Below are 12,311 nucleotides of genomic sequence, written 5' to 3' on the forward strand. Positions count from 1 at the left end.
CTTCGTTCCAGCGGAGGTTAAATGCATATGCAAATCCGTCAAGCCGTCGATCACCGCGGCTGGGGACAGTGATGACATTCTCTCGTTTGACAGGATCGGGAACATCCCCTCCCCTGTGCGTCCTCTCGACGACTCTTCCATTCTCTTCCGTGGGATACTTCGAATGAACGGTGCCGACCGCCTCTGCGACACGCTGCTCGTCAATGGCGTGGATGTCTGCTTCGCCAATCCCGGCACCTCCGAGATGCATTTCGTCGCGGCGCTGGACCGCAAGCCGCAGATGCGCTGCGTGCTGGGCCTGTTCGAGGGGGTGGTGACGGGTGCGGCCGACGGCTATGCGCGCATGGCCGACAAGCCGGCCGCGACGCTGCTGCACTGCGGGCCGGGCATGGCGAATGCGCTCGCCAACATGCACAACGCCCGCCGGGCTTGGACCCCGATGCTCAACGTCGTCGGCGACCACGCGACCTATCACCTCGTCAACGACGCACCGCTGACCAGCGACATCGAGAGCCTGGCGCGACCGATGTCGCATTACGTGCACCGGATCGCGACGCCGGAGGATGTCGGGCCCGCCATCGGCGAAGCCTATGCGGCGGCGATGTCGCTGCCCGGCGTGGCCACCGTGATCCTGCCGGGCGATTGCGCCTGGGGCTCGGTCGAGCCGGCCGAGGTCAAGGCGACGCCGGTTCCGGCCTTCCGGACGGTGGCGGCAGAGACCATTAGTGAGGTCGCCGCGGCGCTTCGCCAGCACGGCTCGCGGGCGGCGCTGATGATGACGGGCGCTTCCCTGCGTGCCGGGCCGATGGAGACGGCGGCGCGCATCTGCGCGGCGACGGGCTGCAAGATGTATGGGCAGATGTCGAACGGGCGGATCGAGCGCGGCGCGGGCCGCGTCGCGATCCCCAAGGTGTTCTACCCCATCGACATGGCGCTGGAGCAGCTCAAGGATATCGACCTGCTCGTGCTGGTCGGCGCGCAGATCCCGGTCGGCTTCTTCGCCTATCCGGGCAAGCCCGGCCGGCTGATCCATGACGGCTGCACCGTGACCACGCTGGGCAAGATGGGCGACGATCTCGTCGGCGCGCTCGATGCGCTGGCGCAGGAGACGGGCGCCACCAACGCCGAACCCGCCTTCATCGCCAAGGCGCAGACCGAAACCGCGCTGCCCACGGGCGACCTCGACGCCGACAAGGTCTGCACCATCGTGGCGCGGCTGCTGCCCGAGAACGCGATCGTCTGCGACGAGTCGGTCTCATCGGGCCGCGTCTTCTACCAGCAGTGCCACAACGCGCCGCAGCACGACTATCTCCAGCTCACCGGGGGTGCGATCGGCGAAGGCATCCCGATGTGCGTCGGTGCGGCGGTGGCCTGCCCCGACCGCAAGGTCATCGGCATGCAAGCCGACGGCTCGGGCATGTACACGGTTCAGGGCCTGTGGACGCAGGCGCGCGAGAACCTCGACATCGTCACCGTGGTCTTCGCCAACCGGACCTATGCGATCCTGCATGGCGAGATGCGCGCCGTCGGCGTCAATGATTTTGGCCGCAACGCGACACTGATGCTGAACCTCGACGAGCCGGCGCTGGACTGGGTCGCGATGGCGCGCGGCATGGGCGTGGAAGCGGCACGCGCCACCACTGCCGAGGAATTCACCAAGCTGTTCAAGGGCGCGCTCGGCCGCAAGGGGCCGTTCCTGATCGAGGCGGTGATCTGAGGCAGACCCGTCATTCTCGGGCGCCCGATGGGCGACCCGAGAATCTCTTGCCGCGTGAGCCCACTACTAAACTGGCAGGCTCCCCTCATTACGAGATGGTCGGGTCAAGCCCGACCATGACGCATCTGGCTACGCCTTGAACCCGCCGAGGAACGCGTCGAGGCACTCGCCGATCGCCTCGATCGCGTAGCCACCCTCCTGCACCACCAGCGTCGGCAGGCCAAAGCCCTTCACTTTGCTGGCGATGGTGCCGAAATCGGCGGCGTCGAGCTTCAGCACACCGATGGGATCGTCCTTGTGGGCGTCGTAGCCGAGCGCCACGATGACCACATCGGCGCCGAAAGCCTTGATCGCCTCGCCTGCCTTGTCGACGGCCGCGGCCATCTCCGCGCCGCCGGCGCCATGAGGCAGCGGCAGGTTGAGGTTGAAGCCCTCGCCGGGCCCATTGCCGCGCTCGTCCTCATAGCCCGTGTAGAACGGATAGTAGTTCGACGGGTCGGCATGGACCGAAATCGTCAGCACGTCGTCGCGGCGGTAGAAGATCTGCTGCGTGCCGTCGCCGTGGTGGGCGTCGACGTCGAGGATCGCGACCTTCTTGAATTTCGAACGCAGGCGCTGCGCCGCGATGGCGGTGTTGTTGAGGTAGCAGAAGCCGGTCGCCCGGTCGGCGCGGGCATGGTGGCCCGAGGGGCGGCAGAGCGAGTAGACGGCGCGTTCGCCGGCAAGGATCGCATCGGCGGCCGTGACTGCCGTCTCGGCCGACAGCAGCGTCGAATGCCAGCAATGCTCGCCGATCGGCACCGACATGTCGCCGAGATACCAGCCGAGCTGGCCGATGAAGCCGGTCGGACGGCAAGGCTGGCGGACGGATTCCTCCGGACGCCCGCTCCAATAAGGGAAGGTGCTCGGCCAGACTTCGGGGCCGCGCTCGGCCGGCAGATCCTGCCAACGCTCCCAGGCGGTTTCGAGGAACTTGACGAAGCCGGCATCGTGGATCTCCAGCACCGGACCCTTGCCATGGGATGCGGGTCGCTCGGGCGTAATGCCGTGCCGCGCCAGCGCCGCCAGCAGCCGCGCCGTACGCTCCGGCAGATCCTTCGGCGCCACGACCGCACCGAAGCGCAGATATTGCTGGGGATCGTGCATCGACTGGTCGGGATGGTAGAAGGCGCGCATGGGTCGACAGGTCTCCAGGGACGGGCCGGTCGCGGCCCGAATGCGATGAGGCTAGCAAAGCCTGCGCCCGAACGTCAGGCGGGGATGACGCCGCCCTGCCCTGCGTCGATGGCGGGCCGCAGGTCCGGCTGGGCCAGCAGCGCCGGCACATCCGGCGCCGCAACGGCAGGCGCATAGAGATAGCCCTGGCCGAAGCGGCAGCGCTGGGCGCGCAGGAATTCCTGCTGCGGCAGGGTCTCGATGCCCTCGGCGACCACATCCAGCCCGAGTTCGGCCGTGAGCGCGACCACGGCCCGCACGATTGCCGCGTCCTCGCCCTGCTCGCCGATGCGGGCGACGAAGGAACGGTCGATCTTGACGACGTCGACGGGGAAGCGCCGCAGATGGGTGAGGGAGGCATAGCCGGTCCCGAAATCATCCAGCGCCACGCTGATCCCGGCGCCGCGCAGCCGGTGCAGGGCGGGCCCCGCCTGATCGCCCTGCCGGGTCAGCAGGACGTTCTCCGTGACCTCGACCCCGAACTGAGCCGGCGAGAGACCTGCGATTCGCAGCCGCTCCAGTAGCCCGTCGGCGAAGAGCGGGTCGCGGAACACGCCCGGCGCGAGGTTCAGCCAGAGACGCGGCACGGCCAGCCCCTCATCGAGCCAGCGACGGCGATCGGCCAGGACTCCCGCGAGCACCGCCTCGCCGATCTGGCGTGCGGTCTCGGGATCCTGCAGAGCCAGCAGGAAGACGCCCGCCGGCAGGATGCCACGCGCGGGGTGGTCCCAGCGCGCCAGCACCTCGAAGCCGTCGATGGCGCCGCTCTCGAGGTCGATCTGGGGCTGGTAGAAGGGCAGAATCCGGCCCTGGGCCACGGCCTCCACGATAGCGCCGCAGATCTCCACGCGCGCGTTCATCGCCTCGCGCATCGCCGGCTCATAGGCCACGGCCATGTTCCGGCCGAGCGCCTTGGCGCGATACAGGGCAAGATCGGCATCCTTGAGCAGCTCGCCCGCCTCGTCATGGTGCTGCGGTGCCAGAGCAAAGCCGATGCTCGCCCGCATCGGACCGGCGATCTCGATGCCCGGAAACGAGCGCTGCAGGGCCTGCAACAGCTGGCGGGCCTTGGCGGCCGCAGCCTCGCCCCCTTCCGTGAGCGACGCCACGACGACGAATTCGTCGCCTCCGAGCCTCGCCACGGTGTCGCCCGGTGCAAGCACCTCGGTCAGCAGCCGGCCGACGCTAACCAGAAGGCCATCGCCGACGTCGTGGCCGAGCGTGTCGTTGATCGATTTGAAGTCGTCGAGATCGATCAGGAAGACGGCGACGATGCCGCCGCCGCGACTGGCCAGCGCATCTGCCAGCGTCTCCTGGAACATCAGCCGGTTGGGGAGACCCGTCAGCGCATCATGCGTCGCCTGCCAACGCATCTGGGCCGCAGCGGCGTTGCGCTCGGTCACGTCGACGATGCCGGCGGCGAAGGCCTGGCCCTGTCCGACCGGAACGGAGGCCGCAGTGATGACCGCCTCGCGCATCCGGCCCTGGCCGTCGCGCAGGGGCACTTCCAGCGTCTCGATCCGCCCGCGGTCACGCAGTTCGGCGATGGCCCGGCGCCGGTCGTCGATGCCGATGCTGTCGGCGATCGTGCGGCCAGCGAGACCCGTCGCGCCCGGCGCCGCGAGATAGCGCACCGCCGCCTCATTGGCGCGCAGATAACTGCCATCGGCGACCGCCGTGACCACCAGCGGGATCGGCACCGCCATGAAGACGCGCTCGAGCAGGGCCTGGCTCTCCTCCAGCGCCTCGCGCGCCGCCCGCTCAGACCGGGTCGCCAGCCATTCCAGCCGGCGCAGGCGGTTGGCGTGGATCACCACGAGGCTGAGCGCGAAGTTCAGCATGGCCAGCACCAGCACGAGGCCGAGCAGCGTCGAGGGATAGGGACCGCGACCGAGATAGCCCGTCAGCATCAGCACGCTCGCACCGACGCCCATGAGCAGCGTGAAGCGGAAGGGCGTGGTCGCAACCAGATAGAAGATCGAGGGCAGCAGCAGGACGACGAAGAGTGCGAGATCGCTGCGCGAGCTGACGAGGAAGGCGACCGCGACCGCGGTCGTCACCTCCCAGAGCAGGGTTGCCGCCAGGGTGCGGCCAATGTCCGTGGCGCGCCGGACGAGCAGGAAGCAGAGCAGCGAGAACGCGACGACGCAGAGCCGGGCCGGGACGGCGACGAAGAAATGCGGCGTTCCGGCAAAGCGCCAGTCGCTCAGCAGGAACAGCGTGTTGAGCGCCGCCGAGAGCAGGAAGAGCAGCCGGCACTGCCTGAGCGTCTCGTCATGCCGAGCGACCGTAAAGGCCTGCTCCATCGCGGAATCGCGAAACTCGCCGCCAAACTTCAATTTTCCGCCAGCCATGCGGCGCTTGTCGGCGATAACCCCTCAAAAGCGAGTTAAATTGACGGATCGCTTCCGAAGCGACGCCACTTTGTTTCAGCGCGCGAGGATGAGGGCCGAGAACTCCTGGGCGACTTCCGCAATGGCGAAGCGACCCGGCCGAAACCAGTCGATCGAGCCGTTCATCGCCCCGAGGATCATGTAGCGCATCAGATCGGCCGATCGCTCCTGCGGCAGGGCTCCGGCGGCCTGCAGCTCTGCGATGAGCCCACGCCAGACGTCCTCATAAGCCCGCCTCGCCGCCCGCACGCTCTCGGGCACCGGCGTCGCGCCGAAGGTGAAGACCCGGAAGCTCGCGGTGGTGTAGTCGCGCTGGCCATGAAGGGCGGTCAGATGGGCGGTGATCGCCGCCTCGAGTCTTTGCCGCGGTGACGCGCCGTCCATCCCCGCCAGCGCAGCGACGACGGCATCCCGCACGAAGCGGACGCCGTCATTGACCACCGCCTCGACGATCTCCTCTTTCGAGGCGAAGTGGTGATAGAGGCTCGCCTTGCGGATGCCGACCGCCTCGGCGATCTCGCGCAGCGTGGTCTGGTGATAGCCGCCCGAGCGCAGCAGCCGCGCCGCCGTGTCGAGGATCAGGCGGCGCGATCCGCCGGGGGCGACGTCCCCCACAAGGGTGTCGGTCGCCGCGCTCACAGCCGCTTGGCGACCTCTTCCAGCATTACCTCGGTGGCGCCGCCGCCGATCGCCTGGACGCGGGCATCGCGCGTCATGCGCTCGATCGTGCTCTCGCGCATGTAGCCCATGCCGCCATGGAACTGCAGGCAGGCATACATGACCTCGTTGACGAGTTCACCGCAGTAGGCCTTGACCATCGAGACCTCGCGCGTCGCATCGACGCCCTGGGCGTCGAGCCAGGCGGCGTGGTAGACGAGCTGCCGGCCGGCCTCGACCTTCGCCGCCAGCATGGCGAGCTTCTGGCGGATAGCCTGCTTGTCCCAGAGCGGTGCGCCAAAGGCTTTCCGGGTCTTCACATAGTCCAGCGTCAGGTCGATCGCGGCTTGTGCCTCGCCCATCGCCATGGCGCCGATCACGGTGCGCTCGTTCTGGAAATTGCTCATGATCGCGTAGAAGCCACGGCCTTCCTGCCCGAGCAGGTTCTCGGCGGGGATGCGGCAATCCTCGAAGACGAGCTCGGCGGTGTCGGACGACCGCCAGCCATGCTTGTCGAGCTCGCGGGCGACGCGGAAACCGGGCGTGCCCTTCTCGACCAGGAAGATCGAGACCGATTGCGACGGCTTGGCGGAAAGGTCGGTCTTGGCCGCGACGCAGTAGAGATCGGCATGGACGCCGTTGGTGATGTAGACCTTGGCGCCGTTCAGCACATAGCTGTCGCCCTCGCGGCGCGCGGTGGTGCGGATGCCCTTCACGTCAGAGCCCGCGTCGGGCTCGGTGACGGCGACGGCGACGATCTTCTCGCCCGCGACGATCGCCGGCATCAGCCGGTCGCGCTGGGCCTTGCTGCCGGCATTGGCGATGTGGACGGAGGCCATATCGGTATGGACGAGCGCGGTGATCGCGACGCCCGAGAAGGTCGAGCGGCCGAGTTCTTCGGCGAAGACGACGGTCGCCATCGTGTCCATCTCCGAGCCGCCATATTCGGCCGGATAGCGGATGCCGAGGAAGCCCAGCGAGCCCATCTTCCGGAGAACCTCGCGCGGCACGAAGCCCGCTTCCTCCCAGGCCTTTGCGTGAGGCTTGATCTCGGTCTCGACGAAACGGCGCACCTGGTCGCGCAGCGCCTCGTGCTCCTCGGTGAAATAGGGCGAGCGTGCCGATGCTCCCTCGGACCCGATCTTCTCGACTGCGGACATGCCGATCTCCTCCCGATGCGCCAGCCTACCGGACGGTAGGTTGGCGATCGCGGGAGATCAAGCGAGGCGTTCCGCCGCGGCCAAAAACGGCGAGGACCGACGCCGGCTATTTCCCGGGCGGGAAGGTCAGCGGCGAGATCTCGAGATGGTCCCGGCCGGCCCAGTCGAGCCCCTTGACCTTCGGCTCGGCGCGGCGCTGGGCCTCCTCGAGTTCGGCCGTGGCGGCGGCGTAGTCCATGGTCAGGACCTTGCCGTTCTCGACGACCGTGACACCGTCGACGATGACGGTGGTGACGGCGCGCTCGCCCGCCGCATAGATCAGGCTGCGGATCGGATCGCGCAGCGGGCGCATCATCGGATGGGTGACGTCGACCAACACGATGTCGGCCTTGGCGCCCTTGGCCAGGCGGCCGATGTCGTCGCGGCCGAGTGCCTTGGCGCTGCCCAGCGTCGCGGCGTTGAAGGCATCCGAGGTGCGCAGGTCGAAGACGTCCTCCGCCATCATGCGCGAGCCGATGCAGACGGCCCGCAGCTCCTCGAGCATGTGGTGGGGATAGGTGTCGGTGCCGATGCCGACATTGACACCGGCGGCGACATATTGCCCGAAGCTCTGCATCGCGATGCCGCGGCGCTGGAACACGATCGGGCAATGGGCGACGTTCGTGCCGGTCTCGACCAAGCAGCCGAGATCGTCCGTCGCCGGCCATTTCACCGAGGAGTGGTGGTCGAGGAAGATGCCGTGGCCGATGATCGAGAACGGCCCGAGGACATCGAGCGATTCCAGCCATTCCACCGGCGTCATGCCGTGGCGGCGGGTGATTTCGTGGAACTCCACCACGCTCTGGGCAGCGTGGATCTGGAAGGGCACGTTGCGCTTCTCGGCCTCGGCATAGCTCGTCTGGATCAGCTCGGGCGTGCAGGTGTCGATCTGCGAGGGCGAGACCATGCCGGAGAGGCGCCCGCTGTCGTCGGCGGCCACCTGGTCGAGCAGCTTCATGGCAGCGGCCATCGCGGCTTCGCCGGCCTTCTCGTCCCACTCGTATTTCGCGAGATGGCCATTGTCGGTGTACCAGCGGGCCGAGCGGTACATCGGCGAGAAGACGCCGCGCAGCCCCGAGGCCTTGAAGGTCTCGAGCCAGCCATCCCAGGCGACCGACATGTCGACCAGCGTGGTCACGCCCGACATCAGGAGCTCGGAATAGGTCACCTGCGCGCAGGATTTGATGCCCTGCGCGTCGCAGCGGAACAGCGGCATGAACTCGTAGAGCGCCGTGCCATACATCTTCGGTGAGCCGAGCTCATCGTTCCAGCCCTTGGTCATCGCCTCGGATGAGGGATGGGAATGGATGTTGACGAGGCCCGGCATGACCATCTTGCCGCGCCCGTCGATGGTGACGTCGGCCTTGCCCTTGTAGCTGCCGCCGACATGGACGATCCGGTCGCCGTCATAGGCGACGTCGCCGTCGCGCAGATAGACATGCCCCTTGGCCTTGGCGTCGTAGGCGACGATCCAGCTGGCATTGCGGATGAGGGTAATCGGCATGGCAGGCTCCGGCAGGGCAGAATGAGGGCGTCATGGTCGGCCTGAGGCCCACCATCTTTGGCAGGAGATTCCCGGGTCGGCGCTTCGCATCGCCCGGGATTGACGAAAGATCAGCGCACGAACTTCAGGTCGAGACCCTTGTAGAGCCCGCAACCATAGATGTTGTGGGCCTTGAAAGGAGCCAACCTCGCCGAGGCCGCGATCTTCATCGGCTCGTGATAGAGCGGCAGCCAGACGGCGGCCTCATGCACCTTTTTCAGCACCTCGCCATAGGCGGCGGCGCGATCGGCATCGTTCAGCGCGGTCATGCCCTTGGAGAGCAGCGCGTCGGTCTGCTCGTCCTTCCAGTTCATCCGGTTGGGTGTCGGGGCGTTGGCGGACGGGAAATACAGGTTCAGCGCGTCGCCCGCCGAGATGTAGGGGAAGCTCATCCCGAACATGTCGAACTCCTGCGTCGCCATCTTGCCCCAGGCGATGGTGGCATCGAAGAGCTGGACCTTGAGGTCGACGCCGATCTTGCGCAGATCACCCTGGATCGCCTCCATCAGCTTCTGCCATGTCGAGCCGGTGAAGCCGTAGACGACGGGGGCGAGCTTCTTGCCGTCCTTGGCGCGGATGCCGTCGGCACCCTTCACCCAGCCGGCGGCATCGAGGATCTTGTTGGCCTCGGCGACATTGGTGGTGATCGGCGTGACGCCCTTGTTCCAGTCCAGCGCCTCGGTCGAGATATAGGTATAGGCCGGCTCGACCTCGCCGAAATAGAGGTTCTCGGCGATCGCCTTCTGGTCCACGGCCATCACCATGGCGCGGCGAACCGCCGGGTCGCTGACGCCGTCCTTGTCGATCTTGAAGCCGACGAAATAGGTCCAGAAGGCTTCCTTGGAGTCGACCAGCTTGAGATTGCGGTTGGCGCGAATCTGCGAAAGGCCCGAATAGGGCACGTATTGCGTGACCTGGCTCTGGCCGGTCATGACGGCGGCGAGGCGGGTGTTCTCCTCGGGCACGATGCGCCAGACGATTTCCTCGATCTGGGCGGCGCCCTTGTTCTCATAGATCGGCGGGCCCCACTTGTAGGCGGCGTGCTTCTTCAGGCGGAACTCGTTGCGCGGCTTCCAGTCACCCCAGCAATAGGGTCCGGTGCCGTTGAAGCCCTTGACGCCGAAATCGGCGCCAAGTGCCTCGACATTCGCCTTGTCCATGATGACGGCGAAGCTCTGGGTGAGCTGGTAGAGCAGTTCCGAGAAGGGCGCGGTCAGCTTGTACTCGACTGTGGTGTCGTCGACCGCGACGATGTCGTCGACCTTGCCGGCGCGCCAGCGCACCGGCGAGCGGGTCGCCGGATCGATCCAGCGCTTCATCGAGTAGACGACGTCCTGCGCGGTCATCTTCTTGCCGTCGCAGAAGGAGACGTCGTTGCGCAGCTTGAAGGTGTAGGTCTTGCCGTCGGGCGACATCGACCAGGAGGTGGCGAGGCCGGGCTTGATCGTCGACATGTCGTGGTCGAGCGAGACCAGCGTGTCGGCCATCATGAAGATGACCTCGGAGGCGGCGCGCGCCGTCGAGCGGTGCGGGTCGTAGCGGTCGCTGTCGACCTCGCGGACGATGGTGAGGCTGTTGTTGGAGCCCTGCGCCAGGGCTGGTCCTGCGAGGGTAGCCAGGCCCAGCAGGGCACCGGCAGCGATGGATCTCAGATGCGTCACGATCGTTCTCCCCTCTTGTTGTCGAAACGAATGGCGGCGCGCCGCCTCACTGGTTGCGCATGCGCGGGTCGAGCAGGTCACGCAGGGCGTCGCCCAGCAGGTTCACGCAGAGCACGATGGCGATGATCACGAGGCTTGGCAAAAGCGAGATATGCGGCGCGAAGAACAGCGCGTCGCGGCCGAGCGAGGCCATCATGCCGAGTTCCGCCTCGGGCGGGCGCACGCCGAGCCCGAGGAAGGAGAGCGCCGCGCCGATCAGGATGATCTGGCCGAAGCGCAGCGTCATGAAGACGAAGACCGGCGACAGGCAGTTCAGCGCAAGGTAGCGCCAGATCAGGGTGCGGTCCGGCAGGCCCATGGCGCGGCCGGCCTCCATATAGTCCTGCCCCATGATGACGATGGCCGCGCTGCGGGTGATGCGGGCGACATCGGGGATGGTCGCGATCGAGAGCGCGATCACGATGGCGGTCAAACCGGGGCCGACGACGGCGGCCAGCGCCAGCCCGAGCAGGATCGCCGGGAAGGACAGGAGGATGTCGGCGGCGCGCATGATGTATGGGTCGAGCCGGCGGTAATAGACGCCGAGCAGGGCGACGAGCGCACCCAGGCCACCGCCGATGATGATCGAGGCCAGGCCCATCACCAGCGTCAGCCGCGTTCCGTAGAGCAGGCGCGAGAGCATGTCGCGGCCCTGCCCGTCCGTGCCGAGCCAATGCTGCGGCAGCGAGCCCTCGCTCCAGCGCGGCGGGATGAAGGGGCGGCGGGTGGTGTTGTAGGGGTCGAAGGGGGCGAGCCATGGCGCAAACAGAGCGGCCAGGATGATCAGCAGCAGCACGAGCGCCGCCAGCAAAGCGAGCTTGTCGCGCAGGATGCGGCGGCCGAAGGCCTTGAGCGGCCGGCTCGCGACAGGGGCGGTGACGGCGACGTCAGCCATGTTTTTCGACCCGCGGATCGAGCACGGCGTAGAGCATGTCGACAATGAGATTGATGATGAGGAAGGCCAGTGCCAGCACGAGGATCGCGCCCTGCGCCAGCGGGAAATCGCTCGCCAGGATCGCGCCCACCGCGAGCCGGCCGACGCCGGGCCAGGAGTAGATCGTCTCGGTGACGACGGCGCCGCCCAGCAGATAGCCGGCCTGCAGGCCGATCAGCGTCACCACCGGGATGAGCGCGTTGCGCAGCACATGGCGCAGCACCACGGCGCGCTCGGACAGGCCCTTGGCCCGGGCGGTGCGGACATGGTCGGCGCTCAGCACCTCGAGCGCGGCGGTGCGCGTCATCCGAGCGATCGGCCCGATGAAGACGAGGCCGAGCGTCAGCGCCGGCAGCGCGATGGCGGCGAGACCGTCGAGGCTCCAGAGCGGCCCGCCGCGCCCGATGAACGGCAGGAGCCCCCAGTGGTAGCCGATATACTGCATCAGGATCAGGCCGATGAAGAACACCGGGGTCGAGACGCCAGCGACCGAGATCGCGATCACGACCCGGTCGAGCAGGCGGCCGCGATAGACCGCCGCGATGGTGCCGAGCGCGATGCCGAGCGGCACGGCCCAGACCAGGCAGGCGAACATCAGTTCGGCGGTGGGGCCGATCGCCTCGCCGAGTTCGGCGATGACGCTGGTGTTGGAGATCAGCGAGACGCCGAGATCGCCCTGCAGGACGCGGGCGAGATAGATGCCGAACTGCACGATGACCGGCCGGTCGAGGCCGAGATCCTTGCGGATCTGCTCGACCAGTTCGGGGCTCGCGGTCGGGCCCGCGACGATGGCGGCGGGGTCGGCCGGGACCAGTTGCAGCAGCAGGAAGCCGAACAGCAGCACGCCGAGCAGCACCGGCACCGACATGGCGACGCGCTGGGCGATGTGGTTCAGCATGGGCGAGCAGTCATCGTCATGGCGAGGAGGCGAAGCCGACGACGCCATCCAGCGC

9 protein-coding genes are annotated in these 12,311 nt (G+C 67.5%); 1 reads left to right on the forward strand and 8 read right to left on the reverse strand.

Annotation, left to right across the window (positions count from 1 at the left end; translation table 11 throughout):
* Window positions 1–163 precede the first annotated feature (163 nt).
* Window positions 164–1,717, forward strand: coding sequence for an acetolactate synthase large subunit (locus ABIE41_RS23700; protein ID WP_192642651.1), 1,554 nt, complete (start codon window positions 164–166; stop codon window positions 1,715–1,717).
* A 129-nt stretch (window positions 1,718–1,846) separates the two neighbouring features.
* On the opposite strand, the gene ABIE41_RS23705 is transcribed toward ABIE41_RS23700, so the two are convergent.
* From ABIE41_RS23705 to ABIE41_RS23740, 8 genes are all read right to left on the reverse strand, one after another.
* Window positions 1,847–2,893, reverse strand: coding sequence for a histone deacetylase family protein (locus tag ABIE41_RS23705; protein ID WP_192642652.1), 1,047 nt, complete (start codon window positions 2,891–2,893; stop codon window positions 1,847–1,849).
* 74 nt (window positions 2,894–2,967) lie between these two features.
* Window positions 2,968–5,286 (reverse strand): putative bifunctional diguanylate cyclase/phosphodiesterase, encoded by a 2,319-nt coding sequence (locus ABIE41_RS23710; protein ID WP_192642653.1) that lies wholly within the window; start codon window positions 5,284–5,286, stop codon window positions 2,968–2,970.
* A 75-nt stretch (window positions 5,287–5,361) separates the two neighbouring features.
* Window positions 5,362–5,940, reverse strand: coding sequence for a TetR/AcrR family transcriptional regulator (locus ABIE41_RS23715; RefSeq protein ID WP_192642654.1), 579 nt, complete (start codon window positions 5,938–5,940; stop codon window positions 5,362–5,364).
* Between the two features lie 20 nt (window positions 5,941–5,960).
* Window positions 5,961–7,142, reverse strand: coding sequence for an acyl-CoA dehydrogenase family protein (locus ABIE41_RS23720; protein WP_192642655.1), 1,182 nt, complete (start codon window positions 7,140–7,142; stop codon window positions 5,961–5,963).
* A 106-nt stretch (window positions 7,143–7,248) separates the two neighbouring features.
* Entirely contained in the window at window positions 7,249–8,685 is a 1,437-nt protein-coding gene (locus ABIE41_RS23725) for an amidohydrolase family protein (RefSeq protein ID WP_192642656.1), read from the reverse strand.
* Window positions 8,686–8,795: 110 nt separating this feature from the next.
* A complete protein-coding gene (locus ABIE41_RS23730) occupies window positions 8,796–10,385 on the reverse strand; it encodes an ABC transporter substrate-binding protein (protein ID WP_210320853.1) in 1,590 nt (529 codons plus the stop codon).
* 46 nt (window positions 10,386–10,431) lie between these two features.
* Complete coding sequence (locus ABIE41_RS23735) at window positions 10,432–11,319, reverse strand: ABC transporter permease (protein WP_192642657.1); 888 nt, start codon at window positions 11,317–11,319, stop codon at window positions 10,432–10,434.
* Window positions 11,312–12,256: an ABC transporter permease gene (locus ABIE41_RS23740; RefSeq protein WP_192642658.1), complete on the reverse strand. Its 945-nt coding sequence runs from the start codon at window positions 12,254–12,256 to the stop codon at window positions 11,312–11,314. Before ABIE41_RS23740 ends, ABIE41_RS23735 begins: the two co-directional genes overlap by 8 nt.
* Window positions 12,257–12,311: the final 55 nt, after the last annotated feature.

The sequence above is a fragment of the Bosea sp. OAE506 genome, from assembly GCF_040546595.1.
GTDB lineage: Bacteria > Pseudomonadota > Alphaproteobacteria > Rhizobiales > Beijerinckiaceae > Allobosea.